Source organism: Streptomyces sp. NPDC005262, from assembly GCF_042872425.1.
Classification (GTDB): domain Bacteria; phylum Actinomycetota; class Actinomycetes; order Streptomycetales; family Streptomycetaceae; genus Streptomyces.
This window is the reverse complement of sequence record NZ_JBIAKK010000003.1, coordinates 273,066-290,024: the sequence shown is the minus strand read 5'-3', so window position 1 is coordinate 290,024 and position 16,959 is coordinate 273,066. Positions and strand designations below refer to the sequence as shown.

General features: G+C 71.0%; 16 protein-coding genes. 15 read left to right on the top strand and 1 reads right to left on the bottom strand.

Annotation, left to right across the window (positions count from 1 at the left end; translation table 11 throughout):
• Positions 1 to 36: 36 nt before the first annotated feature.
• The 15 genes from ACFYP5_RS11210 (at position 37) to ACFYP5_RS11140 (ending at position 15,855) form a co-directional block, all read left to right on the top strand.
• On the top strand, positions 37 to 1,329 hold the full coding sequence (locus tag ACFYP5_RS11210; RefSeq protein WP_389033560.1) for an ABC transporter substrate-binding protein: 1,293 nt from the start codon (positions 37 to 39) through the stop codon (positions 1,327 to 1,329).
• 2 nt (positions 1,330 to 1,331) lie between these two features.
• Positions 1,332 to 2,228: a carbohydrate ABC transporter permease gene (locus ACFYP5_RS11205; RefSeq protein WP_030924270.1), complete on the top strand. Its 897-nt coding sequence runs from the start codon at positions 1,332 to 1,334 to the stop codon at positions 2,226 to 2,228.
• Positions 2,228 to 3,139 (top strand): carbohydrate ABC transporter permease, encoded by a 912-nt coding sequence (locus tag ACFYP5_RS11200; protein ID WP_389033557.1) that lies wholly within the window; start codon positions 2,228 to 2,230, stop codon positions 3,137 to 3,139. The genes ACFYP5_RS11205 and ACFYP5_RS11200 overlap by 1 nt, the downstream gene beginning before the upstream one ends.
• Positions 3,136 to 5,247 carry an alpha-galactosidase gene (locus tag ACFYP5_RS11195; protein WP_389033554.1) on the top strand — a complete coding sequence of 704 codons (2,112 nt, stop codon included), beginning with the start codon at positions 3,136 to 3,138 and terminating at the stop codon, positions 5,245 to 5,247. The genes ACFYP5_RS11200 and ACFYP5_RS11195 overlap by 4 nt, the downstream gene beginning before the upstream one ends.
• A gap of 56 nt (positions 5,248 to 5,303) precedes the next feature.
• On the top strand, positions 5,304 to 6,062 hold the full coding sequence (locus tag ACFYP5_RS11190) for an SDR family NAD(P)-dependent oxidoreductase (RefSeq protein ID WP_389033551.1): 759 nt from the start codon (positions 5,304 to 5,306) through the stop codon (positions 6,060 to 6,062).
• A 57-nt stretch (positions 6,063 to 6,119) separates the two neighbouring features.
• Positions 6,120 to 6,881: a FadR/GntR family transcriptional regulator gene (locus tag ACFYP5_RS11185; protein ID WP_389033548.1), complete on the top strand. Its 762-nt coding sequence runs from the start codon at positions 6,120 to 6,122 to the stop codon at positions 6,879 to 6,881.
• Positions 6,878 to 8,023 carry a galactonate dehydratase gene (gene dgoD / locus ACFYP5_RS11180; protein WP_389033546.1) on the top strand — a complete coding sequence of 382 codons (1,146 nt, stop codon included), beginning with the start codon at positions 6,878 to 6,880 and terminating at the stop codon, positions 8,021 to 8,023. The genes ACFYP5_RS11185 and dgoD overlap by 4 nt, the downstream gene beginning before the upstream one ends.
• Positions 8,017 to 8,814, top strand: coding sequence for a hypothetical protein (locus ACFYP5_RS11175; protein ID WP_389033543.1), 798 nt, complete (start codon positions 8,017 to 8,019; stop codon positions 8,812 to 8,814). Before dgoD ends, ACFYP5_RS11175 begins: the two co-directional genes overlap by 7 nt.
• Positions 8,815 to 8,839: 25 nt before the next feature.
• Positions 8,840 to 9,475 (top strand): bifunctional 4-hydroxy-2-oxoglutarate aldolase/2-dehydro-3-deoxy-phosphogluconate aldolase, encoded by a 636-nt coding sequence (locus ACFYP5_RS11170; RefSeq protein ID WP_389033541.1) that lies wholly within the window; start codon positions 8,840 to 8,842, stop codon positions 9,473 to 9,475.
• Positions 9,472 to 10,371 (top strand): SMP-30/gluconolactonase/LRE family protein, encoded by a 900-nt coding sequence (locus ACFYP5_RS11165; RefSeq protein ID WP_389033538.1) that lies wholly within the window; start codon positions 9,472 to 9,474, stop codon positions 10,369 to 10,371. The genes ACFYP5_RS11170 and ACFYP5_RS11165 overlap by 4 nt, the downstream gene beginning before the upstream one ends.
• 10 nt (positions 10,372 to 10,381) lie before the next feature.
• Positions 10,382 to 11,371 carry a sugar kinase gene (locus tag ACFYP5_RS11160; protein ID WP_389033535.1) on the top strand — a complete coding sequence of 330 codons (990 nt, stop codon included), beginning with the start codon at positions 10,382 to 10,384 and terminating at the stop codon, positions 11,369 to 11,371.
• A 292-nt stretch (positions 11,372 to 11,663) separates the two neighbouring features.
• The gene (locus ACFYP5_RS11155) at positions 11,664 to 12,233 is read left to right on the top strand and encodes a 2Fe-2S iron-sulfur cluster-binding protein (RefSeq protein ID WP_389033532.1); all 570 of its coding nucleotides are present in this window, start codon (positions 11,664 to 11,666) and stop codon (positions 12,231 to 12,233) included.
• Positions 12,230 to 13,213 carry an FAD binding domain-containing protein gene (locus tag ACFYP5_RS11150; protein WP_389033530.1) on the top strand — a complete coding sequence of 328 codons (984 nt, stop codon included), beginning with the start codon at positions 12,230 to 12,232 and terminating at the stop codon, positions 13,211 to 13,213. Before ACFYP5_RS11155 ends, ACFYP5_RS11150 begins: the two co-directional genes overlap by 4 nt.
• A gap of 9 nt (positions 13,214 to 13,222) precedes the next feature.
• Positions 13,223 to 15,451, top strand: a complete 2,229-nt coding sequence (locus ACFYP5_RS11145) for a molybdopterin cofactor-binding domain-containing protein (RefSeq protein ID WP_389033528.1) — start codon at positions 13,223 to 13,225, stop codon at positions 15,449 to 15,451.
• 179 nt (positions 15,452 to 15,630) lie between these two features.
• Positions 15,631 to 15,855 carry a DUF6480 family protein gene (locus tag ACFYP5_RS11140; RefSeq protein ID WP_389033525.1) on the top strand — a complete coding sequence of 75 codons (225 nt, stop codon included), beginning with the start codon at positions 15,631 to 15,633 and terminating at the stop codon, positions 15,853 to 15,855.
• A 118-nt stretch (positions 15,856 to 15,973) separates the two neighbouring features.
• Here the strand turns inward: ACFYP5_RS11140 and ACFYP5_RS11135 are convergent, their stop codons facing one another.
• Entirely contained in the window at positions 15,974 to 16,951 is a 978-nt protein-coding gene (locus ACFYP5_RS11135; RefSeq protein WP_389033523.1) for an aldo/keto reductase, read from the bottom strand.
• Positions 16,952 to 16,959 lie beyond the last annotated feature (8 nt).

Below are 16,959 nucleotides of genomic sequence, written 5' to 3'. Positions count from 1 at the left end.
TCAACTCCGTTCCGTGGGCACATAGGGAGTGCACAGATGACCGCCTTCAACGCCACCCGCCGCAGATTCCTCGTAGGAGCAGGAGCCGTCGGCGCCGGCGCGCTGCTCAGCAGCTGCGTCACCCAGAGCCCGTCCGCCGCCGGAGGAACGTCCGGCGGCCCGGTGACTCTGCAGTCCAACCTCTCCTCCCCGCAGGCCAAAACGGCCATGAAGGCGATCGTCGCCGCATTCGACAAGCGCGGGGACGCCAAGGCACAGCTCAACACCGTCGCCTCGGAGACCTTCCGCACCCAGCTGCCGACCTACCTCACCTCGGCCACCCCGCCGGACGTCTACACCTGGTACCCCGGGTCGGTCGCCGAGTCGTACGCGAAGAAGGACCTCCTTCTCGACATCAGCGACATCTGGGAGAAGCCTGAGCTCGCCGGATACTCCGATGCGCTGAAGAAGCTGTGCACCTCCGCCTCCAGCGGCAAGAAGGTCTTCGTACCCACCAGCTACTACTGGTGGGGCATGTTCTACCGGAAGTCCAACTTCGCCAAGTGGGGCGTGCAGGAGCCCAAGACCTGGGACGAGTTCCTCGACCTGTGCGACAAGCTGAAAAGCAAGGGCGTCGCCCCGATCGGCCTCGGCGCCGGCGGTGACACCCCGTGGGTGGCCTCCGCATGGTTCGACTACCTCAACATCCGCGTCAACGGCGCGACGTACCACCGCGAACTCCTCGCGGGCAAGCACCGCTTCGACGACCCCGAGGTCCGCAAGGTCTTCGACCGCTGGGACGAGGCCCGCCTCTTCTTCGACCCCAACGGCACGGCGATCCCCTTCCAGGACGCCACCACAGCGCTGCTCCAGGGCCGTACGGGCATGATGCTGATCGGCACCTTCTTCGCCGACGCCGCGCCCAAGGAAGCCCTCGGCGACCTGGACTTCTTCCAGTTCCCCGTCATCGACCCCAAGATCCCGGTGGCCGAGGAGGCCCCCACCGACGGCTACTTCGCCAGCGCCCGCACCAAGCGCACCGACGACGCCAAGGAACTGATGCGTTACCTGGCCACCGCCGAGGCACAGGAGATCTACCTCAAGAGCTCCTCGGGCACCACGCTGCCGACCCACCCCGACGCCAAGGACAGCGGCACACCGCTGGTCCTCAAGGGCCGCAAACTCATCGAGGGCGCCGCCGACCTCACCCAGTTCTTCAACCGCGACTCCAGCGACGCACTCCAGCCGACCGCCGACACGGCACTGGTCCACTACCTGGCCAAGCCCAAGCAGGTCGGCTCCATCCTCACCACCTGGCAGCGCAGCGCCCAGAAGATCTGGAGCCAGTGACCATGGCGCTGATCGGCTCCGCACGACGGTCCAGGGCCACGCGGGTGCCCCCGGTGGTCCTGGCCTTCGTCCTCCTGCCGCTGCTCGCCGAGGCCTTCTGGGTCTTCTGGCCCGCCATGCAGGGTTTCTACCTCTCGCTGACCTCGTGGGACGGCCTGTCGGCGCCGACCTTCGTCGGACTCGGCAACTTCAGCGAGATGGTGCACGATTCGGTCTTCCGCACGGCCGCCTGGAACACGGTGCTGTGGCTGGTGCTCTTCGGCGGGCTGTCCGCCGCCCTCGGACTCGGTGCCGCGCTGCTGCTCCAGCAGGAGCGGCGCGGCGTCGGGTTCTACCGGGCGGCGTTGTTCCTGCCGGTGGTCTTCTCACTGGTCGCCACCGCGTTGGTGTGGCAGGCCATGTACCAGCCCGACGGCCTGATCAACAATGTGCTGTCGGCCGTCGGCCTCGGGAACTGGCGGCACGCCTGGCTCGCCGACCAGGACACCGCCTTCTACGCGGTGATCGTGCCCGCGCTGTGGCGTCAGGTCGGTTACGTCATGGTGCTCTACCTCGCCGGTCTCAAGGGCATCGATCCCGCGCTGTACGAGGCGGCCAAGGTCGACGGCGCGAACCGCCTCCAGCAGTTCCGGCACATCACGCTGCCGCAGCTCAAGAGCGTCAACGCGGTCGTCCTGTCGGTCATCGTCATCGACTCGCTGCGCTCGTTCGACGTCGTGTGGGCGCTCACCCGTGGCGGCCCGTACCACTCCTCCGAACTGCTGAGCACCTACATGTACTCCACCGCGTTCCAGTCCCTGCGGCTGGGCTACGGCTCCGCGCTCGCCGTCGTCATCTTCCTGCTGGCCTTCGGTGTCATCGCCAGCTACCTCGTGCGCGCCTTCCGGGAGGCCGACTGATGACCGCGACCCACGTCTCCGAACCCGTCAAGGACCGATCGGAGCCGTCCCCCGTGCCGACGCCGGCAGCCCGCCGGCCCGTCGCCCACGGCCGCGCCTGGCGCACCACCGGTTTCCACCTCTCCGCAGGCCTGCTGTCGGCTCTGTGGCTGCTGCCGATCGTCCTCGTCCTGGTCACCAGCACCCGCACGTTCGACGACATCGCCGCGCACGGGGTTGGCAGTTGGCCGCACTCGTTCACCTTCGACGGTTTCCGTCAGGCGTGGGTGGACGGAGGCCAGCAGCAGGCCCTCATCAACAGCATGCTGGTCTCCATCCCCACCGTGCTGCTCTCGCTGGGCCTCGCCTCCATGGCGGCGTTCGCACTCAGCCGATATGAACTGCCGCTGCGTCGCGTCCTGCTGCTCCTGATGCTCGGCGGCAACCTGCTGCCCCCGCAGATCCTGCTGATCCCCGTCTCCAAACTCAGCGAGATGCTCGGCATCTACGACCAGCTGTACGCGCTGATCGGGGTGCAGGTCGGCTTCGGCGTGGGCTTCTACGTCTTCGTCCTGCACGGCTTCATGCGGTCGATCCCGGGGGAGATCCAGCAGGCCGCGGTCATCGACGGCGCGAGCCCCTGGCAGATCTACTGGCGGATCATCCTGCCGCTGGCCCGCCCGGCACTCGCCGCGCTGAGCGCCCTGTCGTTCACCTGGATCTTCAACGACCTGCTGTGGGCCATCACCGTGCTCCGTACGGACACCCAGATGCCCATCACCGCGTCCCTCATCGGGCTGCAGGGGCAGTACGTGTCCATGTGGAACGTCATCGCCGCCGGATCGGTGATCGCCGCCGCCCCGACCGTGGCCGTATTCCTCCGCTTCCAGCGCCACTTCGTGGCCGGACTGAACCTTGGGGCCGTCAAGTGACCGGGCACGAGCAGTGGCTGCTGCGCACCGACTCGACCACCTATGCCGTCACTCTCGGCGGGGACGGCCGCTGGGCCGAACTCGCCGCGTGGGGGCCGCACGGTGCGGAACAGGGTCCGTCGCCGATGGACCGGTCGCAGCGGACCCACTTCATCACGCCCGCCGACGCGGCGCCCGCCGAGTACATCCCTTACGGGCTGCGGCCGTTCACCGGCGCAGACCTGATCGTCCGGCAATCGGACGGCGACCGCGGCAGCTGGTGGCGGTTCACGGGCGCCACCGCGGACGGCGACCGCGCGTTGCGCCTGGACTTCACCGACGAGGTCCTCGGTCTGCGCACGACGCTGTGCTATGAGACGGTCCCCGGCACCGACGTCATCCTGCGCTGGACGGAGCTGACCTGCACCGGCGACCGGGAGCTTCGGCTTGAGCGCATCGACTCCGCCGCCGTCAACGTACCCGCCCAGGGTGGCGCCCGGCTGACCTACCTGGCGGGCCAGTGGTCGCAGGAGTTCCAGCTGAAGCAGCTGGAACTGGAGCGCGGCCGCTTCGAGATGGAGAGCACCCAGGGCTCCGCCGGTCACGCGTACGCCCCCTGGCTCGCGGTCCAGGACGCGGCCGCCCCGGCCGAGGGCGCCACCCCCACCTACGGCATCGCCCTGGAGTGGTCCGGGAACTGGCGGATCAGCGCCGACGCCGAACCCGGCGGTTCGGTACGGGTCCGCGCCGGCCGGGTGCCGCACGAGGGCGCCCTCCGCCTCGCTCCTGGCGCCACCCTCACCACGCCCCGGCTGGCCTGCGCGTTCAGCCCGGACGGGCTCGACGGACTGGCCCGTGTCTGGCACCGCTACGAGCGGCACCTGACCGGCGAGCGCATGGACCGGCCCCGCAAGGTGCTCTACAACTCCTGGGAGGCGACCGGTTTCGACGTCGACGCCGCAGCGCAGCTCCAACTCGCCAAGGCCGCCGCGGACCTCGGCGCCGAGCTGTTCGTCGTCGACGACGGCTGGTTCACCGGGCGCCACGACGACACCGGCGGCCTCGGTGACTGGGAGCCGGATCCGGCCGGGTTCCCCGGCGGTTTCGACCGGTTCGTCGACGAGGTCCGCGCGCTCGGTATGGACTTCGGCCTGTGGGTCGAACCCGAGGGCGTCAGCCCCCGATCCAAGCTGTACGCCGAGCACCCTGAGTGGGTCTACCGTCTCGACGGCCGCCCGGCCACGCTCGTACGCAATCAACTCCTGCTCGACCTCGGCCGCACGGACGTGCAGGACTTCGTCATCGCCACCCTCGACCGGCTCCTCGGCGACCACGCCGTCAGCTACCTGAAGTGGGACATGAACCGGCCGCCCACCGAGCGTGGCCGTCCCGACAGCACCTCGGGCGACGATCCGGAACACCTGGATCTGGACGCCGCCCACGTGGCCGGCTACCTGCGGGTCCTGGACCACCTGCGTACCGCCCATCCCCACGTCACGGTGGAGGGCTGCGCCGGCGGCGGCGCCCGTGTCGAGCACGCGACCCTCGCGCGCACCGACGTCGTGTGGCCCAGCGACAACACCGCGCCGCTGGACCGGCTGCGTATCCAGTACGGCTACCTCCATGCCCACGCCCCGCACACCATGAGCTCCTGGGTCACCGACGCCGGCGGTGTCTTCGACCCCCGGCCCCGCTCGCTCGCCTTTCGGTTCGTCAACTCCATCGCCGGCGTGCTGGGCATCGGCGCCGACATCCGTGAGTGGACCCCGGAGCAATGTGCCGAGGCGACCGAGTGGATCGACCGCTACAAGGACGTCCGCGACGTCGTCCACCACGGCGAGGTCCACCTGCTGGGCAGTCCCGCCGACCCCACCTGCGGCATCCAGTACGAGGAACCCGGCGGCGGACGCCTGGTGGTGACGGTCTGGAGCACCGGGACCCTGGACGGCGCGCCCCTGGTGCCCGGCACGGCCGCCCGGCTGCGGCTGCGCGGCCTGTCGTCCGACGCGGTCTACACGGACCAGAACTCCGGCACCCGCTACAGCGGCGCCCATCTGCTCCACTCGGGGCTGCCGTTCGCCTGGAGCGCCGGGCACGACGCAGAACTGGTCGTCCTGGCCCGGCAGTGACGACAGCGACAGAATCTGCACTCACCACCACTCTCGGACAGGAGACGAACCGCCCCATGAACCCAGCGGCCCGCTTCACCAACCGTGTTGCCGTAGTCACCGGCGCCGCTTCGGGCATCGGGGCGGCCACCGCGGCGCGCCTCGCCGCCGAGGGCGCGGCCGTCGTCCTCGCCGACATCGACGCCGAACGCGGCGAGGACACGACGGCGCGGCTCCGCAAGGACGGCGCGAAGGCCGTTTTCGTCGCCGCCGATGTCGCGAAGGAGGAGGACTGGCAACGGGTGATGGACGCCGCGCACACCTTCGGGCCCGTCAACGTCCTGGTCAGCAACGCCTTTACGGTGCAGGTGCTGCCCGCCCACGAGATGACGCTCGCCTCCTGGGAACGGCAGCTGTCCGTCAACCTCACCGGGGCATTCCTCGGCTTCAAGGCGGCGCTGCCCGATCTGCGCGACCACCGGGGGGCCGTGGTCCTCACCTCGTCCGTGCACGCCCACCGCGGCATCCCCGGCCACCCGGCGTACGCGGCGAGCAAAGGCGCACTGCTCTCGCTGTGCGGACAGCTCGCGGTCGAGTACGGCCCCCAGGTACGGGTCAATGCCGTTCTGCCGGGTCCCGTCCTCACCGCCGCATGGGACAGGGTGCCGCAGCGCGAGCGCGAGCTGAGCGTCGAGGAGACCGCGGCCCGCCGCTTCGGCACCCCCGAGGAGGTCGCGGCAGCCGTGGCTTTCCTCGCCGCCGACGAGGCCTCGTACATCACCGGATCGAGCCTGCTCGTGGACGGCGGCTGGAGCGTCGTCAAAGCGTCCGCCTGACGGGCCCCGCCGGCCCGCCACCCCAGCCCCCGACCGACCAGCAAGAAAGGCAAACACATGACGCCATACGCGCGCCGCGGAGTGCACGGCCAGACCGTGGAGACCCTCGCCCGCCGGGTGCTCAGCGGCGAGATCCCCGAGGGAGCGACGCTCGACATGGCGGCCCTGCAGAGCGAACTGGACGTCAGCCTGACGGCCCTGCGCGAATCGCTGAAGGTCCTCGCGGCCAAGGGCATGGTCGACGCCCGCCAGAAGCGCGGCACCTTCGTGCGGCCGCGCGCCAACTGGAACCTGCTCGACGCCGATGTCCTGCGGTGGCAGTTCTCCGAGAGCAACGGCACCGGCGCCGATCTCGCGCTGCTGCGCAACCTCGGAGAGGTTCGCGGCATCATCGAACCGGCCGCCGTCCGGCTGGCCGCGACCCGCCGTACCGACGCCGACCTCGAAGCGCTGGAGGCGGCGCTGGCCGCCATGGCCGAGGAGGGCAGCGCGAGTCACGCCGTCGAGTCCGACCTCGCCTTCCACCGGGCGCTGCTGGCGTCCACCCACAACGAACTGCTGGAACGCATGGAGATGGTCATCGAGTCGGGCCTGGCCCAGCGCGACCAGATCGTGCACAGCGCACCGCACAGCGAGGACCCCGTGCCCAGCCACCGGGCCGTCCTCGACGCCGTACGGGACCGGGATCCGGACGCTGCCGAGCACGCCATGCGCGCCCTGCTCGACCAGGCGATGCGGGACCTGGACAAGGTCAGCGGCCCGCAAGGGGCCGAGAGCGCGGACGGCTCCGCCGAAGCGAAGGGCGGCCAGACAAAGTGAAGATCGCGCGTGTCGAGACCTTCCTCATCCCGCCCCGCTGGCTGTTCTGCCGGATCGAGACCGACGAGGGTGTGGTCGGCTGGGGCGAACCGGTGGTCGAGGGCCGGGCCGAGGTGGTGCGAGCCGCCGTGGAGGTCCTGGCCGAACACCTCGTAGGCCAGGATCCGCTGCGCATCCAGGACCACTGGCAGGTGCTGAGCAAGGGCGGTTTCTACCGGGGCGGGCCCGTGCTCTCCAGCGCCGTGGCCGGCCTCGACCAGGCCCTGTGGGACATCGCCGGCCGCACGCTCGGCGTGCCGGTGCACACCCTGCTCGGCGGGCCGGTCCGTGACACGGTCCGGGTGTACGCCTGGGTGGGCGGCGACGAACCCGCTCGGCTCAGGGACGAGATAACGGCACAGGTCGAGGCAGGCTTCACCGCCGTCAAGATGAACGCCGCCGGGCGTACCCCGCCACTCACCAGCCCAGCCGAGACGGCCGCCGTCGTCGAGCGGGTGGCGGCGGCCCGCGACGCACTCGGCCCGCACCGGGACGTCGCTGTCGACTTCCACGGCCGGTTCAGCGCCGCCAACGCACGCCGTGTCCTGCACGAGATCGAGCCGCTGCACCCGCTGTTCGTCGAGGAACCCGTGCTGCCCGACCAGGCACACCTGCTCCCGGGCCTGGTCGCCGCGTCGTCCGTCCCGCTCGCCACCGGTGAGAGGCTTTACGGACGCGCCGAATTCCTCCCGGCACTGACCGCGGGCATCGCCGTGGCCCAGCCGGACCTGTCGCACGCCGGCGGGATATCCGAGGTCACCCGGATCGCCTCGCTCGCCGAGACCTTCGGGGCCCACCTGGCACCGCACTGCCCGCTCGGGCCCATCGCGCTGGCCGCCAGCCTTCAGGTCGCCTTCGCCACGCCCAACTTCCTGATCCAGGAACAGAGCCGCGGCATCCACTACAACAAGGACGCGGACCTGCTGTCGTACGTGGTCGACACCGAGCCCTTCCGCTTCGTCGACGGTCAGGCGCACCGCACCGAACTGCCCGGCCTCGGCATCACCGTCGACGAGGACGCCGTCCGCGCGGCCGACCGCACGGGCCACACCTGGCGCAACCCCGTGTGGCGGCACGCCGACGGCTCCTTCGCCGAATGGTGAGCGGCACCCGGCTCCCGGTGTCCGTCGCCACCGACCCCGGGCACGGCGGACGCTGGACCTCGCTGACAGCCGGCGGTCGCGAATGGCTCTGGCACCGCGAAGAGCCGCGCCGCTCACGGGTCGTGCCCGGTGATGCGTTCGCCGACGCCGGAGGACTGGAGGAGTGCGTGCCCACGGTACGCGGGCTCCCCGACCACGGGGACGCCTGGTCGCGGCCGTGGCGGCGGGACGGGCACCACGGCGTCGTCGAGTGCCCCGAGTTCCGACTGACCCGCCGCATCGGTACGGACGCGGGGGCGGTCGTCGCCGACTACACGCTCACCGCCGAACCGGGCTACCGCTTCGTCTGGGCCGCGCACGCCCTGCTGGACCTGTCCCAGGCCGCCCGCATCGGCTTCGAGGGCCCCGCCGCGACCCGGCTGTACCCCGACGAGGGCGCGCGCTGGGTCACCGGCACCTGGCCGCGCGTCGACGGGATCCCGCTGGACCGGCTCGGGCCGGACGACGGCACCGCCGTCGGCGCGGTCGTCCTCGCCCCGCACGTATCCGTGCACGACGGCCGGGACACCCTCCACCTGTCCGTCGAGGCCCCCGGCCAGCCGGTCTCCATCGCCCTGTGGCGCAACCTCGGTGGCTTCCCCCAGGGCGCGCCGTACCGCTCGGTCGGCGTCGAGCCCCTGCTCGGCCGCGTCTTCGACCGCACGGCGGCGCACGACGGCGACACGGCCGTCGTGCTCGCGTCCGGCGAGGTCACCTGGCGGCTCACGATCACCGTGAACCGCCGCTCCTGAACCCCAGCACAGAAAGGGATGTCCGATGGACCTGCTCACCGCGCTGCGCGCGCACCGGCTGCTCGCCATCGTCCGCGGCAGCGACCCGGACGCCGCACTCAAGACCGTCCTCACTCTCGTGGAGGAGGGCGTCACGCTCGTCGAGGTGTCCCTCAGCGGGCGCGACGCCCTCGACGTCATCGCCCGGGCCCGCGCCGAGCTCGGCCCGGACGCCACCCTCGGCGCGGGCACCGTCCTCACCGCCGACGACGCGCGGGCCGCCCACCGGGCCGGAGCCGCGTTCCTCGTCACCCCTGCCGTCAGCGACGGCATCGCCTCCGGCAGGGAGCTCGGACTCCCCGTGCTCGCGGGTGTGATGACACCGACCGACATCCTCCAGGCGCTGCGCCTCGGCGCCGACGCCCTCAAGCTCTTCCCCGCCGGAAGCGCCGGAGGCCCCGGATATCTGCGGGACCTGCGTGGCCCCTTCCCCGACCTGCCCTTCGTGCCCGTCGGAGGAGTGGACGCGCCGGCCGCCGCCGACTATCTGCGGAGCGGGGCCACGGCCGTCGGTGTCGGCTCGCCCCTGATTGCGGACGCGGCCGACGGAGGAAGCCTCGCCGGCCTCCGCGAGCGCGCACGGGAGTTCCTGGACGTCGTCCGCCCGGAGCCCCGCCCGTGACCACGCCCGCGGTCCACGGGACCGACCGCCTCGAACTCGGCGAGGGCATCCGGTGGACGGACGGCCGCGCGGTCCTGACCGACATCCTCTCCGGACGGTTGCTGTCCGCCCCCGACGACCCTGCCGCAGCGCTCGGACTGATCGCCCGACTGCCCTTTGCGCTGGGCGCGGTGGCCCCGGTCGAGGGACGCCCCGGCCAGTGGATCGCGGCGGCGGGCACCGGCATCTGCCGTATCGACGAGGCCGGACGCGCCCACTGGATCGCACGTCCCGAGGACGACGCCCCGGTACCGATGCGGATGAACGATGGCGTAGCCGACCCGTACGGCCGCTTCTGGGCCGGCAGCATGGCCTACGAGGCGACCGAGGACGCGGGCTCGCTCTACCGCGTGGACCGCGACGGCCGCGTCACCCGCGTGCTGCGGGACATCACGGTGCCGAACGGCCCGGCGTTCACCGCCGACGGCGCCGTCATGTATCTCGCCGACAGCGCCCGCGGCATCATCAGGCGTTACCCCGTCGACCCCGACACCGGCGACCTGGGCGAGCCCGGCCTCTTCGTCACTCTCGGTTCAGGCAGCCCCGACGGCATGACGGCCGACGCCGAGGGCGGACTGTGGACCGCCGTCTGGGGCACCGGGCAGGTCCACCGCTACCACCCCGACGGCACCCTCGACCGGATCGTGGAACTGGCCGCCGTCCAGCCCGCCGGACTCTGCCTCGGCGGCCCCGACGGCCGCACCCTCCTCGTCACCAGCGCCCGCATCGGTCTGCCCGATCCGGGACCGCTCGACGGCGCCGTCTTCGCTTCGCGCGTCGACATACCCGGGGCGCCCGCCGCGCCGTACCGCCCGGTGGGCACCGCGGACGCCACGATCTTCGCCGACACACGCTAGGAGACCCACCATGAGCACCCCCCGGCCGCTGCGTCCCGGCCCCGTGGTCTGTGTCGGCGAGACCATGGCCGCCCTCGCCCCCGACCCCCTCGGCCCGCTCGATGCCGCGGACCGTCTCCGGGTCGACATCGCGGGCGCCGAGTCGAACGTCGCTCTGTACCTCGCCGATCACGGCATCCCCGTCCGATGGGTGTCCGCGCTCGGCGACGACCCCTTCGGCAGGCGCGTCCGCGAGCGGGTCGCCGCGGGCGGTGTCGACATCAGCGGCGTCCGCACCGACCCGGACCGGCCCACCGGACTGCTCGTGAAGGACCCCGGCAGCAACGGCACGCGCGTCCACTACCACCGCCGCGGATCCGCCGCTTCGGCCCTCACCCCGGAACTCCTCGACGACCCCACCGTGGCGGACGCCGCGCTCCTCCACCTCAGCGGAATCACCCCTGCCCTGTCCGCCGGCTGCCACGCCCTCGTCGAGCGTGCACTGCGCCCCGACCGCTCCCACAGCGTCAGCTTCGACGTCAACCACCGCCCCGCCCTCTGGACCGGCCGGTCCGCCGCCGACGTCCTGCGGACCCTCGCGGACCGGGCCGACATCGTGCTCGTCGGCCTCGACGAGGCCCAGGACCTGTGGGGAGACACGCTCACCGACCCCCGCGCGGTCCGTGACCTCCTTCCTGGCCCCGGCATCCTCGTCGTCAAGGACGGCGCCCGCGCGGCCACGGCCTTCGTCGGCCCGGACGCCCACAGCGTGTCCGCCCTGACCGTCCGCGTGGTGGAGCCGGTCGGCGCCGGCGACGCCTTCGCCGCCGGATTCCTCAGCGGCCTGCTGCGACAACTGCCCGTGGAGCGCTCGCTGCGCCTGGGCCATCTGACCGCCGCCTCCGCCCTCCGGGTCACCGCCGATCACGGCCCCCTGCCGGACCCCACCGTCATCGCCACGCTGCTCGACGCCGACGAGGCGACGTGGCGCGCCGCCACCATCGACTCCCCGCTCCGCTGAGAAGCACATCCCGGAGCCGGAGGCCCAGCTCATCCGTGGCCGGTCTTCACGGCACGTCGCCACCCGGCTGATTCGAGAGCATCTTCGCCACCCGGCGCCGGTCCGCCGCGTTGGTGCGCCGGATGCGCGCCGGGCTGCCGCGCAGAAGCACCCGACCGAGCGAGGCGGGCGCGGCCGGCCGTGTCCCGACGAGCGATGCGACGGTTTTTGCGAGACCTTGTTGAGGAGCGCGCCCTACAGTGGCGACGCATATCCAGGGTGACACCCGCACCAGCGAGGAAGGCGGGCTGTGGTGAGCGATTCGGATACGGGCGCCGCGGGGCGGAGCCAGGGCGAGGCGGCCCGACTCTCGGCGATCGAGTTGAACGTCAACGATCAGGTGCGACGGCTTGAGGTGGATCCGCGGACCTCGCTGCTCGACGCGCTGCGCGAGCATCTGCGCCTGAGCGGGACCAAGAAGGGGTGTGATCACGGGCAGTGCGGCGCCTGCACGGTGCTGATCAACGGCCGACGCGTCAACTCCTGTCTGACGCTCGCCGTGATGCATGAGGACGACGAGATCGTGACGATCGAAGGCCTGGGCGTTCCCGATGGCCTGCACCCCATGCAACGCGCCTTCATCGAGCGTGACGGCTTCCAATGCGGCTACTGCACTCCCGGCCAGATCTGTTCGGCCGTCGGCATGCTCGCCGAGGTGGAGGCGGGCTGGCCGAGCCACGCCACCGCCGACGTGGCCTCGCCGCGGATCGCGTTGACCGATGAGGAGATCCGCGAGCGGATGAGCGGCAACATCTGCCGGTGCGCCGCCTATCCGAACATCGTCGCGGCCATCCGTGGCCTCGCGGACGGAGGCCCGGAATGAGGTCCTTCACCTACGAGCGAGCGACGGACGCACAGGCCGCCGTCGCTGCGGTGTCCAGAACCGGCGCGAAGTTCATCAGCGGCGGCACCAATCTGCTCGACCTGATGAAGCTCGACATCGAGAAGCCCAGCCATCTGGTCGACATCAGCCGGCTTCCGTTGCGGGACATCGAGGAGCTCCCGGACGGCGGACTGCGCATCGGGGCGCAGGCGGCGAATTCCGATGTGGCCGCCGATGCCCGAGTGCGTACCCGCTACCCGGTGCTGTCGGAGGCGCTGGTGGCCGGCGCCTCGGGCCAGCTGCGCAACAAGGCGTCCACCGGGGGAAATCTGTTGCAGCGCACTCGCTGCCCCTACTTCTACGACACGGCTGCGGGCTGCAACAAGCGGGATCCCGGCTCCGGATGCTCGGCGATCGGCGGGTTCAACCGGATTCACGCCCTCCTCGGCGTCAGCGACTCCTGCATCGCCACCCACCCCTCGGACATGGCCGTCGCGATGACCGCGCTGGAGGCGGAGATCGAGCTGCTCGACGCCGACGGGTCGGTACGCCGCGTCGCCATCGCAGACTTCTACCGGCTGCCGGGCGACACGCCGCACATCGAGACGGTGCTGCGTCCTCGCGAGATGATCACGAGCGTGCTCCTGCCCCCGCCCCCGACCGGCCGGCAGATCTACCGCAAGGTGCGGGACCGGGCGTCGTACGAGTTCGCGCTGGTCTCCGTGGCGGCCGTCGTCTCGACCGATCAGGGAGCGATCAGTGAGGTGCGGGTGGCTTTCGGCGGTGTGGCGCACAAGCCCTGGCGGTCCGTCGAGGCCGAGGCCGCGCTGACCGGCCGTCCCGCCACGATGGCCACCTATCGCGCCGCCGCCGAGGCCGCGATGCGAGACGCCGTGGGGCAGGGGCACAACGACTTCAAGATCGAGCTGGCCAAGCGCACGCTGTGCCGCACGCTGGCGCAAGCAGCTCAGGCGAGCTGAGGAGACGAGATGATCGGGCAAGCTCTGAACCGTGTCGACGGCCCGTTGAAGGTCGCCGGCCAGGCCACCTACGCCTACGAGCAGTGGGAGGCCGGCCAACCTCTTTACGGGTTCATCGTCGGCGCGACGATCGGCAAAGGTCGCATCACCCGGATCGACACCGAGGACGCCGAACGCGCACCCGGCGTAAAGATGGTGATGACCCATCACAATGCCCCCACGCAGGGTGCCCGTGACGAGTCCATTCCGTTCGAATACTGGCGTGCCCAGCCGGTGCTGACCGGCCCCGACATCCACTATTTCGGCGAACCGGTGGCACTCGTCGTCGCCACGGCCTTCGAGCAGGCCCGCGCGGCGGCCGATCTCGTCGAAGTCGAATACACCGGCGGTCGGGGACGTTTCAACTTTGCCGAGCAGGACGACGAGGTGTACATCCCGAAGGTGGTCAACGCCGGTCTCCCCACCGACACGGCGGTCGGTGATTTCGATGCCGGGTTCGACAGCGCGGCGGTCAAGGTCGACCAGCAGTACACGACACCGTACGAGTTCTCGATGCCGATGGAACCGCACGCGTGTCTCGTGGAACCGCGCGACGAGGACCTGTTCGTCTACGTCAGTTGTCAGATCGTCGATGCTGCGCGGTCCTCGGTCGCCGGCACGCTGCGGATCGACCCGGAGCGGGTACACATCGTCACCCCCTTCGTCGGCGGGGGATTCGGCTCCAAGCTGGGCATCCATTCCGAGACGATCCTGGCCGCGCTCGCCGCTCGCGAGTTGCGCCAACCGGTCAAGGTCGCGATGACCAGGCAGCAGATCTTCCAGCTCGTCGGAAACCGCCCCACATCCAGCCAGCGGGTTCGACTGGGCGCGGAGCAGGACGGTCAGCTGACCGCGATCGCCCATGACGTCACCATGCACACCAACCCCGACGTGGAGTTCGCCGAACAGACCGCCGCCACGACCCGCAGCCTCTACGCCGCGCCCCACCGGTTGACCAGCCACCGGCTGGCGCCGCTCGATCTGCCGCCCGGGACGGACGTACGCGCACCGGGCGAAGCGCCGGGCATGCTGGCGGTCGAGTCGGCGATGGACGAGCTGGCCCATGCGCTCGGGATGGACCCCGTCGAGCTGCGGATCCTCAACGAGCCCACCGTCGACCCCGAGCGAGACGTGCCGTACAGCGACCGGCACCTGGTCGACTGCCTGCGCGAAGGCGCGCGCCGGTTCGGCTGGGAGCACCGCCCCGCCACCCCGGCGAGCGTGCGCGACGGCCGGTGGTTGGTCGGCTACGGCATGTCGGCCGCCATCCGCGGGCACTTCCAAGGGCCCACAGCGGTGCGGGTGCGGTTGGAGACCGACGGCACCGCGGTCGTCCAGACGGACATGACCGACCTCGGCACCGGCACGTACACCGTTCTGACCCAGGTCGCGGCCGACGGGCTCGGACTGCCGCCCGATCGGGTGCGGATCGAGCTCGGGCGTTCCGATTTCCCCACCAGTTGGGGGTCCGGCGGCTCGTGGGGCGCCGCCAGCTCGAGCAATGCGGTGCATGGTGCGTGCATGGCCCTGCGCGAGCAGCTCCTGACCACGGCGCGCGGCGACACCCGCTCTCCGCTGCACGGTCTGGACCCGGCAGACGCCGTGTTCTCCGATGGCAACGTGGGCATCGGCGGCGCGTCCGAGGCGCTGAGCGAGATCGTCGCACGCAACCATCCGGAAGGCGTCGAGGCGGAGGGCGGTACCCGCTTCATGGGCGATGATCCGAACTACACGGACTACTCGATCAACACCTACGGGGCCCATTTCGCTGAAGTGGGGGTCGACGCGGACACCGCCGAGATCCGGCTGCGGCGGATGCTCGGCGTGTTCTCGGTGGGACGCGCGCTCAACGCGAAGACGGCTCGTTCGCAGCTGATCGGCGGCATGATCTGGGGAGTCGGCGCGGCCCTCGAAGAAGAGGCCGTGGTCGACCTGCGAACCGGCGCTTTCGTCAACCGGGACTTCGCGCAATACCTGGTGCCGGTCCACGCCGACATCCCCGACGTCGACGCGGTCATCCTTGACGGGTTCGACGACAAGGCCAACGTCCTGGGCGCGAAGGGCGTCGGCGAGCTGGGCATCTGCGGGGCCGGTGCGTCGATCGCGAACGCGGTGTTCAACGCCACCGGCGTGCGCGTGCGCAACTTCCCCATCACCATCGAGAAGGTGCTGCCCGGTCTGCCACTGCTGGATGCCTGAATCCGTGACGACGGTGCCGGTTCGCCGGCCGGTGGGCGCAGACCCCGGCGGGACCGGCACCGTGGTCGTGAGCCGGCGGGACCGGGACCGGGACCGTCGCCGGCCCGACCGGATCAAGGACCGTCCACGATTGGGTGTCCCGGCGCGCCGGCCTGTCCGGCAGGGGGCACTCTGAACGAATGAGTGACGCGAATCCTGATCCGCAGAACGGCCCCCGCGCTCAGCACGAGCGGAAGGTTCCGCCGGGGGAGACCCCACCTGCCGAGAGCAGCACAGGGCCGGAGACCGGACCACGCGGTGACGTGACCCGGGGCTGGACCAAGGGGCCCCTGATCGCCATCGGGATCGTCGTCGTGCTGTGCGCCGCGTTCTTCCTGGTGTACGCCATCATCGTGGCGCGGTGACCGCACCGCACGAGCGGATACCGGCGGAATGCCAGGACGGAACTCCGGTGCTCGATGCCCGGTGCGGTCGTGTGGTCGATCCGGCCGTACATGCCTGGCCGCCCACCGGGCGCTCCGTTCAGTGGTTCGTGAGAGCGAGCCCCTCGACAGTGTCCCGCGCGCCGGTGACGGCCTCGGTCGGCACAGCGCCGTCCAGGGCGCTCAGCTCCGCTGTGGTCAGGGTGATGTCGGCCGCTCCGACGTTCTCCTCCAGATAGGCCCGCCGCTTGGTCCCGGGGATGGAGACGGCGCCCTGCGCCGCAACCCAGGCCAGGGCGATCTGTCCCGGAGTCGACCCCTGCGCCTCGGCAATCGCAGCGACCCGGTCCACGAGTGCGAGATTGGCGGCGATGCTCTCGGGTGAGAAGCGGGGCAGGCCCCGGCGCGCGTCGTCGGGATCGAGGTCGTCGATGCTGCGGATGGCTCCGGACAGGAAGCCGCGGCCGAGGGGAGAGAAGGCGACCAGGCCGATTCCCAGCTCGTCCAGCACCGTCTTGATCCCGTTTTCCAGGAGATCCCGGCTGAAGAGGGACAGCTCCGACTGCACGGCGGTGATCGGGTGGACGGCGTGCGCGCGGCGGATCGTCGCGGCGGCGGCCTCGGAGAGCCCGAGGTGACGCACCTTGCCCGCCGTGACCAGCTCGGCCATGGCGCCGACGGTTTCCTCGATCGGGACGGCAGGATCGACACGGTGGAGGTAGTAGAGGTCGATGGTGTCCGTCTCCAGATGACGAAGCGACCGTTCCACCGCTCGGCGGACGTGCTCGGCCCGCCCGTCCAGCGGTGTGCCGTCGGCGTCGAAGTCCATGGCGAACTTCGTCGCGATGGTGACCTCTGATCGGCGGTGGCCCAGAGCCCGGGCGATGAGCTTCTCGTTCTCGAACGGCCCGTACGCCTCGGCCGTGTCGATGTGCGTCACTCCCAGATCCACCGCCCGGTTGAGAGTGGCCACCGCCTCGGTCTCGTCCCGTGCCCCGTAGAACGCGCTCATGCCCATGGCGCCGAAGCCCTGCATCGGTACCCGCAGGCCATTACTGCCCAGATCAATCGTCTTCACGGTTCGTC